An 18,889-nucleotide genomic window follows, 5' to 3' on the forward strand; every position below is an offset into this window, starting at 1 on the left:
AGTAGCGTCGGCCTCGATGCCTGATCACGCACCCTCGTCGAACGCCGCTCATCCCCCCACACGCGACATCGTGCTGTCTCCGAAGCACCGGTGGCGCGCCTACTGGGTCGCGGTCTCGGTCGCCGCGCTCACCATCCTCGACCTCACGAAGGTCAACGTCGCTCTCCCGTCCATCGAGTCCGCCTTGAACGCGGGACCCACCGAGCTGCAGCTCGTCGTGTCGGGTTACATCCTCACGTTCGGCCTCGTGCTCGTGCCGGCGGGGCGTCTGGGTGATCTGCGCTCCCGGCGCGTGCTGTTCCTCGTCGGGCTGTCGCTCTTCCTCGTCACGAGCCTCGTCTGCGCGCTCGCCCCCAACACCACCGTGCTGCTCGTGGCACGCCTCCTGCAGGGCGTGGCGGCCGGCATCCAGATGCCCCAGGTGCTGGGTCTCGTGCAGCAGCTCTTTCAGGGCAAGGAGCGCGGTCGGGCGTTCGGGCTCTTCGGTGCGACCGTGGGCATCGCCACCGCGTTCGGGCCCACCCTCGGAGGGCTGCTGATCGCTCTCGGCGGCGATACCGACGGATGGCGATTGATCTTCTGGATCAACATCCCCCTTGTCGCGATCGTCATCGTTCTTGCCGCGTGGCTCCTGCCGAACACCCGGACCAAGTCGCGCCGTCGGCTCGACCTCGACCCCGTGGGCGTGCTTCTCTTCGCGCTCACGATCCTCGCGCTGATGTGGCCCTTCCTGTTCACCACGGGCTCGCCCGACGACGATCCCCGCCGGTGGTGGTTCCTCGTGGCATCCGTCGTCTTCGCCGCGATCTTCGTGTTCTGGGAGCGCCGCTACGCCGACCTCGGACGCACGCCGCTCATGCCGTTCTCGATCTTCTCGCTGTCGTCGTACCGCAACGGCGTGCTCATCTCGACCGCGTACTTCTCGGCCATTCCGGCGATGTTCCTGCTGGGCACGCTCTTCCTGCAGGGCGGGCTCGGACTCGAACCCGTGTTCGCCGGCATGGTCACGATCGGCTTTGCCGTCGCGTCGGCGTGGAGCTCGTGGATCGGCGGCAACCTCGTCACGCGCCTCGGCCGCCCGCTCGTCGTCTGGGGGATCGTCGGCATGGTCGCCACCGCCGGTGGTCTCGTCCTGGTTGCGCTGTTCACCCCGCCCGAGTGGACCCCGTGGGCGATGGCGGGAGTCATGGTGGTCGGCGGCTTTGCGGGCGGTCTCGTGATCTCGCCCAACCAGACGCTCATGCTGGCCGACATCCCGGTGTCGAGCGGCGGGGTGGCGGGGTCGGTCGGGCAGCTCGGCCAGCGCATCGGCACGGCGGTGGGCACGGCCATCGCCCTCGCGCTCTTCTACGCCACGATCTACCGCGAGCAGGCCGATGTCGACACCGTCGTGGTGTACCACGACGCCTACGCGTCGGGCATGATCACCGTCGGGATCTTCCTCGCGCTCGCCCTCCTCGTGGGCGTCGCTGACCTCGCGGGTCGGGCGCGCTCGGGCTCTCAGACCCCGTAGCGCTCGCGGAACTCCGCGCGCAGCTCGTGGCTGCACCGCTCAACGACGACGTCCCACAGTTCGGTCGCTCCGTCCTGCGCGCGGTCGGAGACGGCGCGCAGGATGCTGATCGGCACGTCGAACTGCTGGGCGACCCAGATGAGCGCGTACGTCTCCATGTCGACGAGACCGGCGCCGAGGCCTCGGATCAGCCGAACCGCGTCGGGGTCGTCGACGAAGTGGTCGCCGGTGGCGATGATCCGCCCCTCGTGGCCGGTGTCGACCCGGGTCGGCAGCGACACGTGCTCGCCGAACGTGCCGTCGAGCCCCTTCACGTCGTGCTGGATCGCCGCGGCGATGTCGTAGATTCCGCCCTCGATCTCGTCGTCGATCGCCCCGGCGGTGCCGACGACGACGATCTCGTCGTACTCGCCCTCGCAAAGCGCGCGCGTGAGCGCGTAGGCCGCGGGGATCTTCCCGACGCCGGTCAGCAGACGCCGGAAACCGGGGATGTCGTCCTCGAAGGCGACGAGTTCGGACGCGTGGGCGGCGACGAGAAGCTTCACCCTCTCATTGTCCCCGATGGTGCGGGCCCGCACGTCCCGGGCGCTCGGGCACGGAACGCCTCGGGGCGAGCGGAGGGCGTGGGATGAGCGGAGGATCGAGCCTCGGCATCCGCCCTCCCTCGGCCCCTGCTCCTCCGCTCGTCACAGAACGCGCGGCGCTGAGTGAGCGCCGTGGCCCCGAGCGCGACTCGGGGCCACGGGACGAGTCAGCTCTGCGCGGCCTCCGAGGCCTGCGACAGACGCGCGATCTCGTCGGCGCTGAGCTCGAGCGAGGTGCTGGCGAGCAGATCGGCGACCTGTTCGACCTTCGACGCGCTCGCGATGGGGGCGGCCACGGTGGGCTGAGCGCGCAGCCACGCGAGAGCGGTCGTGGCGATCGAGGCGCCGTGCGCCTGACCGATCTCGTCGAGGGCGTCGATCAGCGCGATGCCCGCGGGCGTCGCGAGCTTCGCGGCCCCCTCGGCGCGCGGCGAGTCGCCGGCGGCATCCGGAGTGCGGTACTTGCCCGTGAGGAAGCCGCTCGCGAGGGCGTAGTACGGCACGAGCGACATGCCGTACTGCTCGGCGACGGGGACGATGTCGCGCTCCACCTCGGTGCGGTGGACGAGGTTGTAGTGCGGCTGGATGGCGACGGGGAGGTCGAAGCCTCCGGCTTCGGCCAGCGATATCCACTCGCGGATGCGCTCGGCGGTGTAGTTCGACACGGCCACGTATCGCACGAGTCCGTCGGAGACGAGATCGGCGAAGCCCGCGACGGTCTCTTCGAGAGGCGTGTCGGCGTCGTCGAAGTGCGCGTAGTACAGGTCGATCGCGTCGACGCCGAGACGCGTCAGCGACGCTTCCGCGGCGGCGCGGACGTTCTTCGCGCTGAGCCCGCGGAATTCGGGGTGCTGGCTGACCTTCGTGGCCACGACGACGTTCTCGGGCTTGCGCGAAGCGAGCCACTCGCCGATGAGAGTCTCGCTCTCACCGCCCGAGTTGCCGGGCACCCAGGCGCTGTAGGCGTCTGCGGTGTCGATGAAGTTTCCGCCGCCCGCGTGGAAGGCGTCGAGCACGGCGAACGAGGTGTCGCGGTCGGCTGTCCATCCGAAGACGTTGCCGCCGAGCGAGAGGGGGACGATGTCGAGGTCGCTGCGTCCGATGCGCGTCATGAGAGCCCTTCCGTTGTGGTGTGGTACCTCAGGGTCAACGACGGGTCTCGGCTCGCATTCCCGCGACGCGCGCGTCGCATGTTCGTCCGCACTCCGCGCGGGGGAGTTTTGCCCGAACGCTGGGACGTGGTGACGTCGGCGTGGGTCAGGATCCCCCGGACAGGATGCCGATGAGCCCGCTGATCAAGAACCACAGGCCGATGCCGGCTCCGGCGATCCAGATCACGACCGTTCCGGCGGGGTACTTCTTCTTGCCGTTCGGGTCCTTGCCGTCGGCGTTCTCGCCACTGGGCCCGTTGGGCGCGGTCACGAACGCACCATCATGACGATCGAGGCGATGAGCACGGCGAGACCTCCGACGACGGCGATGGCGGCGATGATGGGCCCCCCGCCCGTGAGGAAGGCGACGACGCCGAGAGCGATGAAAAGGACACCGACGACGATGCCGACCACCTGGTACACGCGATATCGCGCCGTACCCTCTCGGACTTCCTGTTCGCTCACGACGACCCCCTCCCTCCAACCTAGCGAAAAGCTGGGTGTCTCCTGAGACAGTCAGTGCACGATCAGATCTCGATCCGAGGACGTTCTGCGCGGCGTAGCGTAAGCGCATGGCACGCCCCGATCCCGACCCCGTCCGCCCCGGCCAGGAGTCCGTCTGGGGCTATCCGCGGCCTCCCCGCGTCGAGCGCGTCCGGAAAAGGGCGCAGATCGACTTCGGCGGTGTCCGCATCGCCGACACCGACGACGTCGTCCGCGTGCTCGAGACGAGTCACCCGCCGGTGTACTACCTGCCGATCACCGCGTTCGGCGACGCGCTGACCCTCGGTGAGGGGGCGTCGTTCTGCGAGTTCAAGGGTGGCGCCCGCTACTTCGACGTCCACGGCGGCGGGGGAGCGGTGGCCCCGCGTGCGGCCTGGAACTATCCGAGCCCCATGCCGGGTTACGAGGTGCTTGCCGACCGTGTGGCGGTGTACGCCGGCCCGATGGATCGCGTGATCCTGGGCGGCGAGACCGTCGAGCCACAGCCGGGCGGCTTCTACGGGGGCTGGGTCACGAGCGACCTCGCCGGTCCCTTCAAGGGTGTGCCGGGGTCGATGGGCTGGTGAGTGCGCGGAACCCCGCGTGCCGGGCGGCCGCGTCAGCTGTGTGTCGCCTCGCCGAACGCCTCCGGGACGGCCGCGTGCAGGTCGGCCAACCAAACGCGAGCGTTTCCGTCCGATGGCGCGCGCCAATCTCCGCGCGGTGACAGTGAGCCCGCCGGCGACACCTTCGGTCCGTTGGGGATGGCCGTGCGCTTGAACTGCGCGAACCCGAAGAACCGCTGCAGGAAGACCTCGAGCCACCTTGCCACGGTGACGAGGTCGTACGAGGGTCTTTCATCCTCGGGGTAACCCGGCGGCCAGGCCCCGGCATCCGGATCCGACCAGGCGTGCGCGGCGAGGAAGGCGATCTTGGACGGGCGGAAGCCGAACCGCAGCACGTGATAGAGCGTGAAATCGTGCAGGTTGTAGGGGCCGATGCGGTCCTCGGTGGACTGCATACGCCCGTCTTGGCCGGCGGGCACGAGCTCGGGGCTGATCTCGGTGTCGAGCACCGCCTGCAGCACCTCGACGGTGTCGGCGCTGAGCTCGTCCGAGGCGATCACCCAACGGATGACGTGCTGGATGAGCGTCTTCGGCACGCCGGGGTTCACCGAATAGTGGCTCATCTGGTCGCCCACGCCGTAGGTCGACCATCCGAGCGCGATCTCGGACAGATCGCCCGTGCCGACGACGATGCCGCCGTTCTTGTTCGCGAGGCGGAAGAGATAGTCGGTGCGCAGCCCCGCCTGCACGTTCTCGAACGTCACGTCGTGCACCGGCTCGCCCGCCGCGAAGGGGTGACCCATGCGGACGAGCATCTCGGATGCCGCGGGCCGGATGTCGATCTCCTCGATCGACGCGCCGACGGCTTCGGCCAGAGCAATCGCGTTGCGCTTCGTTCTCTCGCTCGTGGCGAAGCCGGGCAGGGTGTACGTGAGGATGTCGCTGCGCGGACGGCCCATGCGATCCATGGCGCGCGCGATCACGAGCAGGGCGTGGGTGGAGTCGAGGCCTCCGCTCACCCCGAGGACCGGCTTCGGGTTGCCGATCGCCTGGAGGCGCTGAACCAGCCCCGACACCTGGATGTTGAACGCCTCGTAGCAGTCCTGCGCGAGACGGGCGGGGTCGTCGGGGACGAAGGGGAAGCGGTCGAGGGCGCGGCGCAGCCCGATGTCGCTCGCCGGCGGGGCGAGTTCGAACGGCACCGTGCGGAAGGACGGCGCCGTCGTTCGGCGGTTGTCGTCGAAGGTGCCCTGGCGGATCCGGTCTTGCCGCAGACGATCGAGATCGACATCGGCGACGCTGCGGCGCGGGCCGTCGGGGAAGCGCTCGGTCGTGTCGAGGAGCTGCCCGCCCTCGTAGATCATCGTCTGGCCGTCCCACGAGACGTCGTTCGTCGACTCGCCCTGACCAGCGGCCGCGTAGATGTAGGCCGCGAGGCATCGCATCGACTGCGACTGCGAGAGCAGGTTCCGGTCGTCGGCGCGCCCGATCGTGATCGGACTGCCCGACAGGTTCGCCAGCACGGTCGCACCGGCCAGGGCCGCACCCGATGACGGGGGGATCGGCACCCAGACGTCTTCGCAGACCTCGGCGTGCAGCGTGAGCCCGGGCACGTCGACGGCGTCGAACAGCAGGTCGGGACCGAAGGGCACGGTCTCGCCACCGATGAGGATGTGCTGACCCGCCTGGTCGTCGCCGCGCGCGTACCAGCGGTGCTCGTAGAACTCGCGGTAGGTCGGCAGGTGCGCCTTGGGCGCCACCCCGAGAACGCGCCCTCGATGGACGACGACGGCGCAGTTGTAGAGGCGGTTGCCGTGCCGGAGCGGAGCCCCCACGAGCAGCACGGGAAGAAGATCGACGGATGCCGCGACCAGACGCTCGATGCCGGCCTCGACCGCGTCCAGCAGGGGGTCCTGCATGACGAGATCATCGATCGCGTACCCCGTGAGGCACAGCTCGGGGAAGACGGCGATCGCGACGCCCTCCGCGTCGCACGCGCGGGCGGACTCGAGCACGGCGTCGACGTTGATCAGGGGGTCGGCGATCGCGACGGGAATCGTGCACGCGGCGACGCGCGCGAAGCCGTGCCGGTAGACGCTCTCGAACGGCAGGTCGGTGATCACCCCTCCAGTCTGGCAGGCCCCTCCGACACCGGGCAGTCGGATCGCGAACCGGGGTCGGCCTGTGGATGGCCACCCGGCGATGTCGGGGGTCCCGGTTAGCGTGGAGGCATGCGGTACATCGAGCGCGACGCGCGCATCGTCTGGAGCGCCAGCGACCTCAAGGCCGCGGCCGAGTGCGAGTTCGCGTGGCTGCGCGCCATCGACGCGAAGATCGGGCGCATCGCCGCAGTCGACGATCCCGAAGACGCGACTCTCGAGCGGGCCGCGCGCCTGGGCACCGCTCACGAGCTCCGCGTGCTCGACGACTACCGCGCGCTCTTCGGCGCCGCCGTTCGCGAGATCCCCGCGGCCCGCTCCTCTGACGCCGCAGCGCTCGCCGAGGCCGTGCGCCTGACCGACGAGGCGCTCGCCGACCCCGAGGCCGAGGTGGTCTACCAGGCCGCGTTCGCCACTGCCGAGTTCGTGGGGTTCGCCGACTTCCTCGTGCGCGAGAAAGAGGCACGCATCGATGGGTCCCGTCCCTGGATCGTGCAAGACACCAAGCTCGCCCGCCGGGCCCGCGTCACCGCGCTCATGCAGCTGGCGGCCTACGTCGACCAGCTCGACCGACTCGGCGTGCCGCGGTCGGGCGAGGTCCAGCTTCTCCTGGGTGACGGAACGACGAGCACGCATCGCGTCGACGATCTCCTGCCCGTCTTCGGTCTACGTCGCTCGCGGTTGCGCTCGCTGATCGCCGACCGCCGGGTCGACCTCCGGGTCGCGGGACCGGTGATCGCGTGGGGCGACGCGCGTGGCGACCTCGACGTCGTCGCGTGCGGGCGCTGCGCCACGTGCGAGATCGAGGTCATCGCTCATCGCGACCTGCTTCTCGTCGCAGGCATGCGGCCGGTGCAGCGCGATCGACTGCGGGCGGGCGGCATCCTGACGATCGACGATCTCGCGCGATCATCCGAGGCGCCCCCCTCGATGAGCGCCGACACCTTCGCGTCGCTGCGCACCCAAGCGCGGCTGCAGCTCGACAGCCCCGCCGGTGTGCCCTCCGACGACGCGCCCGCCCACGCCGTCCCCACCTTCGAGGTGGTGGCACCCAAGTCCCTCGGCGTGCTGCCCCGCCCCGACCACGGCGACCTGTTCTTCGACTTCGAGGGCGATCCGCTGTACACCGAGGGCGTCGGCGAGCACTGGGGGATCGACTACCTCTTCGGCTGGGTCGACACGAGAGAGACCTACGGCGCGATCTGGGCCCACACCTTCGCCGAGGAGCGTGTCGCCCTCGAGCGCTTCCTCGACATGGTGGCTCTGCGTCGCCAGCAGTACCCCGGCATGCACATCTACCACTACGCCCCGTACGAACCGACGCACCTTCTGACGATGGCCGCGCGTTACGGCGTGCGCGAGGCCGACGTCGACCGCCTCCTGCGCGACGGCGTCTTCGTCGACCTCTACCCGGTGGTGCGGCGTGCGCTCCGCGTCGGCTCCCGCTCGTACTCGATCAAGAAGCTCGAGCCGTTGTACATGGGCGACGAGGTCCGCACGAGCGACGTGCAACGCGGAGACGACTCGATCGTGAAGTACGTCGAGGCCCGGGCGCTCGCCGCCGACGGCGAAGCCGAGGCCGCTCAGCGCGTGCTCGACGATCTGGCCGACTACAACCGGTACGACTGCGTGTCGACCCGGCGACTGCGCGACTGGCTGGTCGACCGCGCACGCGAGGCCGGGGCCGTGCCCGCGCGCGGAGCAGAGCCCGACGAGCAGTCGTACGAGCCGTCGCCGCGCGCGACGGCCCTGCAGCGGTGGGCGGCGGATGCGCCCGAACCCGACGCCACCGCGCTCCGCCTCGCCGCCGCCGCGATCGACTACTACCCGCGCGAAGAGAAGACCTACTGGGCGATGCACTTCCTGCGCCTGCGCGAGCCGGTGTCGGTGTGGGAAGAGACGCGCGACGTCGTGGTCGTCGACGCCGCACGATCGCGGGTCGTGGCAGATTGGCACATCCCCGAGTCGGGGCGCGGCTCCGAGCGCCGCCTGGTTGAGCTGCGCGGCGAGCTCGCTCCCGGTACGCGCCTGAGTCCGGATGCCGAGCCCTTCGCCGTCTACGATCTGCCGGCGCCGTTCCCGCTCGAGACCCGTCCGCGGTGGATCCACGGCGCACGCCGGGTCACGGTGCGCGAGGTGCTCGACGACGGAGCGATCGTCGAGGAGATCGCCGCAGACGGCGTCACCTGGGACGAGCTGCCGCTCGCCCTCACTCCTCCCGCGCCGCCCCGCGCCGGTAACCAGCAGAAAGCGATCGATGCGTGGGCCGACGCCGTCCTGGCGTCGGCCCCGACGATGCCGTCCGGCCCCGCCGCCGACATCCTGCGCCGCGTTCCGCCGCGCACCCGTTCGGGGGCGCTCGCGCCCGTGACCGCCGTCGACGGCAGTCCGGGCGATGACGAGGTCACCGCGATCGCACGCAGCGTCGCCGACCTCGAGCACAGCTACCTCGCCGTCCAGGGCCCTCCCGGGACGGGCAAGACGTACGTGGGCTCCCACGTCATCGCCCGGCTGGTCGCCGAACGCGGCTACCGGATCGGGGTGGTCGCTCAGTCGCACGCGACGATCGAGCACATGCTCGACCAGGTCATCGCGGCCGGGGTCCCGGCATCCCGTGTCGGTAAGGCGCCCAAAGACCCGAGCGCTCCGCACGCGTTCACGGTGCTGCCGAAGAACGGGGTGGCCGCCTTCACCGCCGAGAACGCCGCCCACGGATTCGTCGTCGGCGGCACCGCGTGGGACTTCAGTCACGAGACCCGCGTTCCACGCGGCAGCCTCGATCTCCTCGTCATCGACGAGGCGGGGCAGTTCTCGCTCGCGTCGACCATCGCCGTCTCGCTCTCGGCGCAGCGGTTGTTGCTCCTGGGCGATCCGCAGCAGCTGCCGCAGGTGAGTCAGGGCACGCATCCTGAGCCGGTCGACACCTCGGCGCTCGGGTGGATCATCGACGGAGCCGAGGTCGTGCCCCCCGAGCTCGGCTACTTCCTCGCCCGTACGCGGCGGATGCATCCCGCGGTGGCGGGCCCGGTGTCGCGGCTGTCGTACGAGGGCCGGCTCGCGGCGCACCCCTCGACCGCGCTGCGTCGGCTCGACGGTGTCGAGCCCGGTGTGCACGTGGTGCCGGTGCGGCACCGAGGCAACTCGACCTGCTCGAACGAAGAGGCGGCCGAGGTCGCGCGTCTCGTGGGCGACCTCGTCGGACGCGAGTGGACCGGTGCCGAGGGGGGAGCGGGCGACTCCGCGACCGTGCACGAGCCGCGACCCCTGCGGGCGCAAGACATCATCGTCATCACCCCGTACAACGCTCAGCAGGTCGCGGTCGAAGAAGCCCTCGCCACGGCTGGTTTCGGCGACGTGCCCGTCGGGACGGTCGACCGCTTCCAAGGGAAGGAGGCCGTCGTCGCCATCCTCACCCTCGCCGCGTCCTCCGGGCGCGAGGCTCCGCGCGGCCTGGAGTTCCTGCTGTTGCGCAACCGCATCAACGTCGCGATCTCACGCGCGATGCAGACGGCGTACGTCGTGTACTCGCCGTCGCTGCTCGACGACCTTCCCCGCACACCCGAGGGGGTGGCTCGGCTCAGCGGCTTCGCGCGGCTGGTCGCCGAGGCCGATTGAGCCCGAAGCCGGCCTGTCGTGCGGGGTCTGGGGCGCGGGTTTCCGTTCGGGGCGCGGTTTTTCACGCCCCAAACGCGGAATGGCGCCCCAACCGTGAGATCGGGCCCCGGCCCTGGGCGGGACCGCGCCGCCCGAGGGTGTGGCGCGGCTCAGCGGCTTCGCGCGGCTGGTCGCCGAGGCCGATTGAGCCCGAAGCCGGCCTGTCGTGCGGGGTTTGGGGCGTGGGTTTCCGTTCGGGGCGCGGTTTTTCACGCCCCAAACGCGGAATGGCGCCCCAAACCGTGAGATCAGGCCCTTGCCGCGGGGGTGCGGTCCTGCCGCGGGTGCGGCCCCGCCGCGGGCGTGACCCCGCGTCAGGCGGTGCCGTACAGGCGGTCGCCCGCGTCGCCGAGACCGGGCACGATGTAGCCCTTCTCGTTGAGGCGCTCGTCGAGAGCACCCAGCACGAGCGTGACGTCGTGGCCCTCGACCTGCTTCTCGATCGCCGCGACGCCCTCGGGGGCGCCGAGCAGGCAGATGGCGGTGACGTCCTGCGCGCCGCGCGCGAACAGGAACTTGATTGCGGCACCGAGCGACCCGCCGGTGGCGAGCATCGGGTCGAGCACGAAGCACTGACGGTCGCTCAGGTCGTCGGGCAGGCGCTCGGCGTACGTGGTGGGCTGGAACGTCTCCTCGTCGCGCACCATGCCGAGGAAGCCGACCTCGGCGGTGGGAAGGAGCTTCACCATGCCCTCGAGCATGCCGAGACCGGCGCGCAGGATCGGCACGACGATGGGGCGGGGCTCGCTGATCTTGACGCCCTCGGTGAGGGTCACCGGGGTCTTGATCTCGATCGTCTCGACCCGGACGTTGCGCGTCGCCTCGTAGGCCAGCAGGGTCACGAGCTCTTCGGTCAGCTGACGGAAGACGGGCGACGAGGTCTGCTCGTCGCGCAGCACGGTCAGCTTGTGGGTGATGAGCGGGTGATCGGCGACGTGGACACGCATAGGCTCAAGGCTAGTCGCTCGATCGCGACGACTCCGCCTGCAAAATCCGGAAGCCCGCGTGATCCCCACCGCCCTCGACATCTCGGCCATGCGCCGCGCACTGGTGCTCGCCGACGCCGCCGCCGCCGAGGGCGACGTCCCGGTCGGTGCCGTCGTGATGGACGCATCGGGGACCGTGCGCGGGGAGGGCCGGAATCTCCGCGAGGCGACCCACGACCCGACCGCCCACGCCGAGGTGGTCGCGCTGCGCCGCGCGGCGGAGGCCCTCGGCACCTGGCACCTTGCGGGCTGCACGCTCGTCGTCACCCTCGAACCCTGCGTCATGTGCGCGGGAGCCGTGCTGCAGGCGCGCGTTCCGAGGGTCGTTTTCGGAGCGTGGGATGCCAAGGCCGGCGCCGCCGGATCCATGTACGACGTCCTGCGCGACAGGCGTCTGCCGCACCGGGTCGAGGTGGTCGGCGGGGTTGCCGAGCGGGAGGCATCCGAGCGCCTGCAGTCCTTCTTCGACGTGCGGCGCGACGCCGACGGACGCGTCGACTGACGCCCTGGCTGACGCGGCCGCCCGGGCGTCAGCGCGGAAGATGCGGGACGACGTCGGTGCCGATCTGATCGGCGTGATCGACGTCGCGGAGGTCGAGCAGCTGGAAGTACACGCGGCTCGCTCCGAGCTCGCGGAGACGGCCGACCTTCTCGATCACCGCGTCCGGCGTCCCGATGATGTTCGCCCCGTTGTCGAACTGCTCCCGGGACTGGCCGATCGCCGCCAACCGTCGCTCGATCTCGGCGTCGTCCGCCCCGACGATCGTGGGCAGCGCGACCGACAGCTTGAGCGACGCGGGGTCGCGATCGATGTCCTCGCACGCGGCGCGGACCACCGTGAACTTCTCGGCGACGACGTCCTCGGCGACGAAGCCGATGTTGAACTCGGTCGCGTAGCGCGCCGCGAGCGCCGGCGTGCGCTTCGGCCCGCCGCCGCCGACGATCACGGGCACCCGCTCCTGCACGGGCTTCGGCAGGGCAGGCGCCTCATCGAGGCGGTAGTGCTCACCCTCGAAGGTGAAGGTCTCGGCATCCGGAGTCGCCCACAGGCCCGTGACGATCGCGAGCTGCTCCTCGAGCAGATCGAACCGCTTGGCGGGGAAAGGGATGCCGTACGCGGCATGCTCGCGCTCGAACCACCCCGTGCCGAGCCCCAGCTCGGCTCGTCCGTCCGACATCGCGTCGACCTGCGCGACCTGGATCGCGAGGATCCCGGGGACCCGGTAGGTCACCGACGACACCAGGGTTCCGAGCCGGATGCGCGAGGTCTCGCGCGCGAGACCGGCGAGCGTCGTCCAGGCATCGGTGGGACCGGGACGCGGGTCGCCGTCACCCATGCGGAGGTAGTGGTCGGACCGGAAGAACCCGTCCAGGCCGTGCGTCTCCGCGGAACGCGCGAAAGCGAGCTGGTCCTCGTACGAGAAGCCCTGCTGGGGTTCGGTGAACAGGCAGTATTCCACGGTGGCCTTTCGGGGCGAGTGTCAGTCGGCGGAGCGCAGGATGATCGCCTCGGTGGGAGGCGCGGGGTCGGCGGGGCGCCCGACGTAGCCGATGTGCGTCAGCAGGGCTTGGCGGAACGCGGCCGGGCGCTCGAGGTGGGCGGCGTGACCGGCTCCCTCCACCGGAACCTCGGTGACCTCTCCGCCCTTGGCGGCGTACGCGGCGAGCACGTCGCGGGTCTGCGACACCATCGGCTGCGCGGGGGCGACGTCTTCGCCGGGCCAGTCGGGGATGACACCGAGGGCGCCCAGGTGGTTGAGGTCGTAGAACGACGCGTCGGAGACGATGGCATCCGCGGTGCCGTAGATCCAGAGGATCGGCGGCTTCCGGGCGAGGTCGACGATTCCCGACACGTCGAAGTAGCGGGGGGCCATGGTGTTGAGCACGCCGATGGTCCCGGGGGCGAACCCCGGCCAGTTCGGACTCGCCACGGCATCGCCGGGGTAGTTGCCGCCGGCGGTCGAGGTCGACAGCATCGACTCGATCCACACGTCCTCGTTCTCGCTCGCGTAGCCCGCAGCGACGTATCCCGACCGGAACACCGACCGCGGCGATGTGGGTGCCTCGTCGGTGGTGTCGCGGTCGGTCAGGCGCTGGACGAAGTCGGGGTTGGCGCCGCCCGCACCGGTGCCGGCGTCGTCGTCGGTGAGACGCGAGCCGTCGCGGCGCGTGCCGCCGAAGCCGAACGGCGAGACGGGGGACTGCAGCGTCAGCGACAGCACGGGGTGGTCGAGCGCGTACTGCATCACCACTCCGCCGCCCATCGACCATCCGACGAGGTGCGCGGTGGGGATGCCGAGGGCCTCGAGGGCGGCGTGGACGTCGTCGCTGAAGTCGCGGACGCCGCGCGTGGCGTCGACGGGCATGTGCTCGGTGCCGCCGAACCCGCGCAGGTCGATCGCGAGCACGCGCAGGTCGCTGGGGAGGTCCTGCATGATCTCCTGCCAGAACAGCGACGACGACACGTTTCCGTGCACGAACACGACCGTGTGCTCGGGCGACGTCGCGGGGTCGTCGCCGGTCCTCTCGAGCACGTTCACGCTGAGGCGGTCGGTGTCGACGAGACGCGCGCTGATGCCGTCGAAGAGTGTCATGAGAGGGTCCTCCGTGTCGCTCGCGGGTGCCCCGGTACGCCCGCGATCCGACTCTAACGCCCGCCCCTCTCGGTCGCACTCGGGGTTGCCTGGGAGCGGATCGACGCCCTTCGTAGACTGTCGGACATGACGGATGCCACGACCTCTCTGCCCCCGACCGCGATCCTCGGCGCCGGCTCGATGGGAGGAGCGATCCTCCGCGGTCTCGTCGCGGCCGGGCTGACGGGCGGTGGCGTCACCGCGACGAACCGCTCGATCGCGAAGGCCGCGGAGCTCGCCGAGCTCGAGGGGGTCACGAGTGTCGCCCTCGAGGCGGCTCCGGGTGGCAACACCGCGGCCGTGGCATCCGCCGACATCGTCCTCATCGGCGTGAAGCCGGTCATGGTCCCCGACCTGCTCGACGAGATCGCTCCTCACCTCCGTCCGGGCGCCGTGGTGGTCAGCCTCGCCGCCGGGGTCACTCTCAACACGTTCGCGAAGCACCTCGGCGCCGAGGTGGCCACGCTGCGCTCGATGCCGAACACGCCGTCGCTCGTGGGGAAAGGCGTCACCGGCCTCGCTGCCGGCCCGGCGGCATCCGCCGACGACGTCGCCGTCGTCCGCGCGCTGTTCGAGACGGTGGGGGCCGTGCTCGAGGTTCCCGAGGCGCAGATCGACGCTCTGTCGACGATCTCGGGCTCCGGGCCCGCCTACGTCTTCCTCCTCGTCGAGGAGTTCACGAGGGCAGCCGTTCGCATGGGGTTCGACGACGCCCAGGCGCGGATGCTCGCCGAAGAGACCTTCATCGGAGCCACCGCGCTGATGGCCGCGTCGGATGTCGATCCCGCTGAACTCCGCCGCCGCGTGACGAGTCCCAAGGGCACGACGGAACGGGCCATCGCGGTGCTGCACGACGCGAGGCTCGACGACACCTTCACGACGGCGGCCGAAGCGGCGCTCGCTCGTGCGAAAGAGCTCGCGGCGGGCAACTGACGCGCGATAAACACCGTTCGCTCACAGAAACGCGTGCAGCACGTGTTTCTGTGAGCGGCGAGCGTTTATGTGTGGGGGTGGGGCGTCGTCGCGGCGCGGACCGGCCGCGCCGTTGCGCCCTCGCTCCCGCCGCGTTTACGACGCCGGAGCGTCAGCGGTCGAGCGCGGCGAAGCGCTCGATGTCGGAGTTCGTCCCCGACACGATCACGAGGTCATGGTTGGTGACGACGGTGTCGGCCTCGGCGTAGCGGAACGGGCGGCCGGGACTCTTCACCCCGACGACCGTCACGTTGTACTTCGTGCGGACACCGGACTGATTGAGACCGACGCCGCGGATGAGCTTGGGCGGGTACATCTTGGCGAGGACGAAGTCGTCGTCGAAGCGGATGAAGTCGAGCATGCGTCCGCTCACCAGGTGCGCGACGCGCTCGCCGGCCTCTGCCTCGGGGTAGATGACGTGGTTCGCGCCCACGCGAGCGAGGATCTTGCCGTGCGACTGCGAAACGGCCTTCGCCCAGATCTGCGGAACCTTCAGGTCGACGAGGTTCGCGGTGATGAGGACGGATGCCTCGATGAGCGAGCCCACGGCGACGACCGCCACCTGGAAGTCCTGCGCACCGATCTGACGCAGCGCGTCGATGTTGCGGGCATCGGCCTGGACCGCGTGGGTCACGCGCTCCGACCACTTCTGCACGAGCTCGAGGTTGCCGTCGACCGCGAGCACCTCGCGGTCCAGGCGATCGAGCTCTCCGGCGCACGCGGCACCGAAGCGCCCGAGCCCGATCACCAGGACGGGGGCGTCACTGCGGATGCGTTCAACCAACGATGGGCCTTTCGACGGGCAGCGCGTACAGCTGCGATCGAGACGAGGCCGCGACCGCGGCGGCGAGTGTCACAGTACCAATGCGTCCCATGAACATGGTCACGGCGAGAACGTAGACGGCGGGGTCGGGAAGCTCGGCGGTCAGGCCCGTCGACAGGCCCACCGTGGCGAACCCCGAGATCACATCGAAGAGCACGTGCTCGATCGGCGCGTCGGTGATCCGGCTGATCGTCACCGTCGAGACCGCGACGATCGTCGCCCCCCACGCCACGACCGAGAGGGCGACCCGCTGCACATCGCTGGGGATGCGTCGACCGAAGGCCTGCACCGAGGGACGTCCCTTGGCCTCGGAGAACACCGCGAGGGCGAGGACCGCGAGGGTCGTGACCTTGATTCCGCCGGCGGTGGATGCCGAGCCCCCGCCGACGAACATGAGCATCGATCCGACGACCAGGGTCGACCCGTTCAGGTCGCCGATGTCGATGACCGAGAAGCCGCCGGACCGCGTCATCGCGGAGAGGAAGAACGCCTGGAACGTCGTGTCCCACGCGTCCATGCTCCCGAAGGTCAGCGGGTTGTCGTATTCCAGCAGCAGAATGACGCCGGCCCCGGCGAAGAAGAGGATGACCGTGGTGATGATCGTGAGCTTCGCGTGCAGCGACCACAGTCGGAACCGCCAGTAGTGACGCCAGAGCGTGAAGATGACGGGGAAGCCGATCGATCCGAGGAAGACGCCCAGCATCAGCACGGTGAGCAGGAAGTAGTCCTGGGCGAACGGCGTGAGTCCGTCCGCATTCGGGACGAACCCCGTGTTGGTGAAGGCCATCGCCGCGTAATACGGCGCCTCCCACAGGGCGACGAAGGGGTCGATGCCGCCGATCACGAGTGACGGGTAGATGAGGACCGTGAGCCCCGCCTCGATCACGAGGGTCGACAGGGCGACGGTCCGCAGCAGCTGGCCGACCTCGCCGAGGCGAACCGTCTGGCCCTCGTTGACCGGGCCGCCGTGGGCACGCAGTGGGTTGCTGTCGCCCGCGGCGATCAGCTTCGCCCGCAGGCCCAGCCGCTTCGAGATCACCAGACCCAGGATCGACGCGAGGGTGAGGACACCCAACGCACCGACGTTCACGCCGATGTACGTGATGACGTGGCCGAGCGGCGACCAGTGCGTGTACATGTTCACCGTCGACAGGCCGGTCACGCAGATCGTCGAGACCGCGGTGAACAGGGCATCGGCGAACGGCGTGCGCTGTCCGCTCGCCGAGGCCTGGGGGAGCGAGAACAGCGCGGTGAAGAGAAGGATGAGCGCGACGAAGACCAGGACCGCGAATCGCGCCGGCGATGACGTCGTCAGATTCCGCAGCCGGTCCCATGCCTCGGCCGCCATGCGTCGAGCGCGCACGGACAGGCGCACCTCATTCGGCGTCGCTGCCATGCGCCGCTCCCTTCGGTGCCCGAACCCGAATCATGGTACTCGGGCGGGGGCGCGGCTAACCTAATGCCATGGCGGACATCTTCGACGTGATCGCTGACGGAACGCGTCGCGACATCCTTCAGCTGCTCCTGGAGCGGGCGACCGGTGGCGAGCGCGGAACGAGCGTGTCGCAGATCGTGTCGGCGCTCGGCGTGAGCCAGCCGACCGTCTCGAAGCACCTGAAGGTGCTCCGCGAGGCGCAGCTCGTCACGGTTCGCGAAGAGGGGCAGCACCGGTACTACAGCCTGGCCGTCGCCCCGCTCGACGAGGTAGACGACTGGCTGGTGCCGTTCTTCTCGGTGGATGCCGAGAATGAGCCGGCTCTTCCGGAATCGGCGATGCACTACGCCGAGGTCGTGGGCCGCGCGGCCGCCTCGGTGAAGCACTCGGTGACGACCGCATTCCGCAAACTGCCCGGACGGTGATTCGCATACGCTAGTCACAGTGGTCACATAGGTTTACAGCCGTCGCACCCAGACCCTAGAGTGTCCAGCATCGAAGGGTGAGTCCACCCTGGACGAAGGGTGAACGATGGCAGAGCTTCCCGACATGCGCTTCCTCACGGTCGCGGAGGTCGCCGAGCTCATGCGCGTCTCGAAGATGACGGTCTACCGCCTGGTTCACGCCGGCGAACTGCCCGCCGTGCGCTTCGGACGCAGTTATCGTGTGCCGGAGTCGGCGGTCGCCGAGGCCGTGCAACGCCCGGTGTCCGACGTCGGCTAGACTGATCCGAGGCTTTTTTCCAACGCCTGCTGTTCCCGGGGGCCGACATCGGCACCCAGACCCCGACTTAGTGAGGTTTTCCGTGGGTTCTGTCATCAAGAAGCGCCGTAAGCGCATGGCGAAGAAGAAGCACCGCAAGCTGCTTCGCAAGACTCGTCACCAGCGCCGCAACAAGAAGTAAGCGGCCACCACACCGAGCGCCTGTCCGATGCGACGGGCGCTTCGTGTATGCGCCCGCCAGATCCGCTCTTCGGAGGAAAGCATGCAGTCCATCACCATCGCCGAGCTGCGCGCCGGTCGCGATCGTCCGCTCATCGACGTGCGCGAGGAGCACGAGTTCGCCGCGGGACACGTCCCCGGTGCCGTGAACATCCCCATGTCGACGCTGGGTGACCACCTCGACGAGATCCCCGCCGAGCCGTTCGACGTCATCTGCCAGGCGGGCGGGCGCTCCGCGCGCGTGGTCGAGGCTCTCTCGGCGCGTGGCCACGACGCCACCAACGTCGAGGGTGGCACGGGCGAGTGGATCGCCGCGGGTTACGACGTCGAGGTCTGATCTCACCTTTCGTTCTCCTAGGATGAAGACGTGACGACCCTCACGTTGATCGGTAAGCCCGACTGCCACCTCTGCGAGGTCGCCGAGCAGATCGTCGAGACGGTCGTCGCCGAGCTCCCCTCCGACGTGGCGGACCGCGTGGTCATCGACCGTGCCTCCATCGCGGATGACGCCGCGCTCTACGAGAAGTGGTGGGAGAAGATCCCCGTCGTCCTCATCGACGGAGAGCTTCACGCGCACTGGCGCGTCTCGGCCGACCGACTGCGCACCACCCTGTTGGCTGCCGACACCGAAGGAACCCGCGCGTGAGCATCCGACACATCGTCCTCTGGAAGTTGGCCGCCGACGACGCCGACACGCGTGCGCTGCACGCCGAGCAGATCGAAGAACGCCTGCTCGGGCTGCGCGACGTCATCGACGAGATCGAGCACCTCGAGATCGGGCGCAACGTGGTCTCCCCGCAGACCAACTGGGACGTCGCCCTCGTCAGCCAGTTCGCGGATGCCGAGGCCCTCGAGCGCTACCAGGTGCACCCCGCACACCAAGAGGTTGTCGGCTTCGTGCGTTCCGTCGTCGCCGAGCGCGCCTGCGTCGACTACCCCGCCTAGAGCTCGAGCGCTCAGGGCGCGGCCGGTCGTCGAGAGCCGGGTT

The 18,889-nt window shown here is 69.8% G+C and carries 21 protein-coding genes; 11 read left to right on the forward strand and 10 right to left on the reverse strand.

The genetic code is table 11. The features are described from left to right. Window positions 1-16: 16 nt before the first annotated feature. Window positions 17-1,513 carry an MFS transporter gene (locus AB0O24_RS08920; protein WP_241492276.1) on the forward strand — a complete coding sequence of 499 codons (1,497 nt, stop codon included), beginning with the start codon at window positions 17-19 and terminating at the stop codon, window positions 1,511-1,513. On the opposite strand, the gene AB0O24_RS08925 is transcribed toward AB0O24_RS08920, so the two are convergent. The 4 genes from AB0O24_RS08925 to AB0O24_RS08940 all read right to left on the reverse strand — a co-directional run bounded on the left by AB0O24_RS08925 (window position 1,501) and on the right by AB0O24_RS08940 (window position 3,713). Further along, window positions 1,501-2,058 (reverse strand): nucleoside phosphorylase, encoded by a 558-nt coding sequence (locus AB0O24_RS08925; protein ID WP_275800530.1) that lies wholly within the window; start codon window positions 2,056-2,058, stop codon window positions 1,501-1,503. The two genes, AB0O24_RS08920 and AB0O24_RS08925, sit on opposite strands and share 13 nt — an antisense overlap. Before the next feature lie 206 nt (window positions 2,059-2,264). Then, window positions 2,265-3,209 (reverse strand): aldo/keto reductase, encoded by a 945-nt coding sequence (locus AB0O24_RS08930; protein WP_363374232.1) that lies wholly within the window; start codon window positions 3,207-3,209, stop codon window positions 2,265-2,267. Window positions 3,210-3,354: 145 nt separating this feature from the next. Further along, the gene (locus tag AB0O24_RS08935; protein ID WP_193751326.1) at window positions 3,355-3,519 is read right to left on the reverse strand and encodes a hypothetical protein; all 165 of its coding nucleotides are present in this window, start codon (window positions 3,517-3,519) and stop codon (window positions 3,355-3,357) included. Beyond that, window positions 3,516-3,713, reverse strand: coding sequence for a hypothetical protein (locus AB0O24_RS08940; protein WP_275800528.1), 198 nt, complete (start codon window positions 3,711-3,713; stop codon window positions 3,516-3,518). Before AB0O24_RS08940 ends, AB0O24_RS08935 begins: the two co-directional genes overlap by 4 nt. A 107-nt stretch (window positions 3,714-3,820) precedes the next feature. Between AB0O24_RS08940 and AB0O24_RS08945 the strand changes: the two genes are divergently transcribed. After that, on the forward strand, window positions 3,821-4,318 hold the full coding sequence (locus AB0O24_RS08945) for a DUF427 domain-containing protein (protein WP_275800526.1): 498 nt from the start codon (window positions 3,821-3,823) through the stop codon (window positions 4,316-4,318). Between the two features lie 32 nt (window positions 4,319-4,350). On the opposite strand, the gene AB0O24_RS08950 is transcribed toward AB0O24_RS08945, so the two are convergent. Continuing rightward, the gene (locus AB0O24_RS08950) at window positions 4,351-6,420 is read right to left on the reverse strand and encodes an NAD(+) synthase (protein ID WP_275800525.1); all 2,070 of its coding nucleotides are present in this window, start codon (window positions 6,418-6,420) and stop codon (window positions 4,351-4,353) included. A 108-nt stretch (window positions 6,421-6,528) separates the two neighbouring features. Here AB0O24_RS08950 and AB0O24_RS08955 point away from each other — a divergent pair, with 108 nt between their 5' ends. Then, complete coding sequence (locus tag AB0O24_RS08955; RefSeq protein WP_363374236.1) at window positions 6,529-10,071, forward strand: TM0106 family RecB-like putative nuclease; 3,543 nt, start codon at window positions 6,529-6,531, stop codon at window positions 10,069-10,071. Between the two features lie 353 nt (window positions 10,072-10,424). Here the strand turns inward: AB0O24_RS08955 and upp are convergent, their stop codons facing one another. Continuing rightward, a complete protein-coding gene (upp, locus tag AB0O24_RS08960; protein WP_013585398.1) occupies window positions 10,425-11,057 on the reverse strand; it encodes a uracil phosphoribosyltransferase in 633 nt (210 codons plus the stop codon). 88 nt (window positions 11,058-11,145) lie between these two features. Between upp and tadA the strand changes: the two genes are divergently transcribed. After that, entirely contained in the window at window positions 11,146-11,598 is a 453-nt protein-coding gene (gene tadA, locus AB0O24_RS08965) for a tRNA adenosine(34) deaminase TadA (RefSeq protein WP_363374397.1), read from the forward strand. 28 nt (window positions 11,599-11,626) lie between these two features. On the opposite strand, the gene AB0O24_RS08970 is transcribed toward tadA, so the two are convergent. Next, window positions 11,627-12,556, reverse strand: coding sequence for an LLM class F420-dependent oxidoreductase (locus AB0O24_RS08970; RefSeq protein WP_363374238.1), 930 nt, complete (start codon window positions 12,554-12,556; stop codon window positions 11,627-11,629). Between the two features lie 21 nt (window positions 12,557-12,577). Next, a complete protein-coding gene (locus tag AB0O24_RS08975) occupies window positions 12,578-13,690 on the reverse strand; it encodes an alpha/beta hydrolase (protein ID WP_275801716.1) in 1,113 nt (370 codons plus the stop codon). Window positions 13,691-13,816: 126 nt separating this feature from the next. Here AB0O24_RS08975 and proC point away from each other — a divergent pair, with 126 nt between their 5' ends. Continuing rightward, the gene (gene proC / locus AB0O24_RS08980; RefSeq protein ID WP_363374241.1) at window positions 13,817-14,662 is read left to right on the forward strand and encodes a pyrroline-5-carboxylate reductase; all 846 of its coding nucleotides are present in this window, start codon (window positions 13,817-13,819) and stop codon (window positions 14,660-14,662) included. A gap of 151 nt (window positions 14,663-14,813) precedes the next feature. On the opposite strand, the gene AB0O24_RS08985 is transcribed toward proC, so the two are convergent. Together AB0O24_RS08985 and AB0O24_RS08990 are read right to left on the reverse strand one after the other, a co-directional pair. Continuing rightward, window positions 14,814-15,485, reverse strand: a complete 672-nt coding sequence (locus tag AB0O24_RS08985) for a TrkA family potassium uptake protein (protein ID WP_013585403.1) — start codon at window positions 15,483-15,485, stop codon at window positions 14,814-14,816. Next, complete coding sequence (locus tag AB0O24_RS08990; protein WP_363374400.1) at window positions 15,478-16,872, reverse strand: potassium transporter TrkG; 1,395 nt, start codon at window positions 16,870-16,872, stop codon at window positions 15,478-15,480. The genes AB0O24_RS08985 and AB0O24_RS08990 overlap by 8 nt, the downstream gene beginning before the upstream one ends. 116 nt (window positions 16,873-16,988) lie before the next feature. Here AB0O24_RS08990 and AB0O24_RS08995 point away from each other — a divergent pair, with 116 nt between their 5' ends. The 6 genes from AB0O24_RS08995 (at window position 16,989) to AB0O24_RS09020 (ending at window position 18,846) form a co-directional block, all read left to right on the forward strand. After that, a complete protein-coding gene (locus AB0O24_RS08995; protein WP_275801713.1) occupies window positions 16,989-17,384 on the forward strand; it encodes a metalloregulator ArsR/SmtB family transcription factor in 396 nt (131 codons plus the stop codon). Between the two features lie 106 nt (window positions 17,385-17,490). Then, a complete protein-coding gene (locus AB0O24_RS09000) occupies window positions 17,491-17,682 on the forward strand; it encodes a helix-turn-helix domain-containing protein (protein WP_013585406.1) in 192 nt (63 codons plus the stop codon). A gap of 82 nt (window positions 17,683-17,764) precedes the next feature. Next, entirely contained in the window at window positions 17,765-17,863 is a 99-nt protein-coding gene (locus AB0O24_RS09005) for an AURKAIP1/COX24 domain-containing protein (protein WP_003792170.1), read from the forward strand. 81 nt (window positions 17,864-17,944) lie between these two features. After that, on the forward strand, window positions 17,945-18,238 hold the full coding sequence (locus tag AB0O24_RS09010) for a rhodanese-like domain-containing protein (RefSeq protein WP_058613839.1): 294 nt from the start codon (window positions 17,945-17,947) through the stop codon (window positions 18,236-18,238). A gap of 30 nt (window positions 18,239-18,268) precedes the next feature. Then, entirely contained in the window at window positions 18,269-18,547 is a 279-nt protein-coding gene (locus AB0O24_RS09015; protein ID WP_275801711.1) for a glutaredoxin family protein, read from the forward strand. Then, window positions 18,544-18,846, forward strand: a complete 303-nt coding sequence (locus AB0O24_RS09020) for a Dabb family protein (RefSeq protein ID WP_275801710.1) — start codon at window positions 18,544-18,546, stop codon at window positions 18,844-18,846. The genes AB0O24_RS09015 and AB0O24_RS09020 overlap by 4 nt, the downstream gene beginning before the upstream one ends. Window positions 18,847-18,889 lie beyond the last annotated feature (43 nt).

The sequence above is a fragment of the Microbacterium sp. NPDC086615 genome, from assembly GCF_040686055.1.
Classification (GTDB): domain Bacteria; phylum Actinomycetota; class Actinomycetes; order Actinomycetales; family Microbacteriaceae; genus Microbacterium.

Excerpts from the sequence above, each read along its gene's own strand:
- AB0O24_RS08920 (WP_241492276.1), top strand. The coding sequence starts at position 17 with ATGCCTGATCACGCACCCTCGTCGAACGCCGCTCATCCCCCCACACGC.
- AB0O24_RS08930 (WP_363374232.1), bottom strand. The coding sequence starts at position 3,209 with ATGACGCGCATCGGACGCAGCGACCTCGACATCGTCCCCCTCTCGCTC.
- AB0O24_RS08945 (WP_275800526.1), top strand. The coding sequence starts at position 3,821 with ATGGCACGCCCCGATCCCGACCCCGTCCGCCCCGGCCAGGAGTCCGTC.
- AB0O24_RS08955 (WP_363374236.1), top strand. The coding sequence starts at position 6,529 with ATGCGGTACATCGAGCGCGACGCGCGCATCGTCTGGAGCGCCAGCGAC.
- upp (WP_013585398.1), bottom strand. The coding sequence starts at position 11,057 with ATGCGTGTCCACGTCGCCGATCACCCGCTCATCACCCACAAGCTGACC.
- tadA (WP_363374397.1), top strand. The coding sequence starts at position 11,146 with ATGCGCCGCGCACTGGTGCTCGCCGACGCCGCCGCCGCCGAGGGCGAC.
- AB0O24_RS08975 (WP_275801716.1), bottom strand. The coding sequence starts at position 13,690 with ATGACACTCTTCGACGGCATCAGCGCGCGTCTCGTCGACACCGACCGC.
- proC (WP_363374241.1), top strand. The coding sequence starts at position 13,817 with ATGACGGATGCCACGACCTCTCTGCCCCCGACCGCGATCCTCGGCGCC.
- AB0O24_RS08990 (WP_363374400.1), bottom strand. The coding sequence starts at position 16,872 with ATGGCGGCCGAGGCATGGGACCGGCTGCGGAATCTGACGACGTCATCG.
- AB0O24_RS08995 (WP_275801713.1), top strand. The coding sequence starts at position 16,989 with ATGGCGGACATCTTCGACGTGATCGCTGACGGAACGCGTCGCGACATC.
- AB0O24_RS09000 (WP_013585406.1), top strand. The coding sequence starts at position 17,491 with ATGGCAGAGCTTCCCGACATGCGCTTCCTCACGGTCGCGGAGGTCGCC.
- AB0O24_RS09010 (WP_058613839.1), top strand. The coding sequence starts at position 17,945 with ATGCAGTCCATCACCATCGCCGAGCTGCGCGCCGGTCGCGATCGTCCG.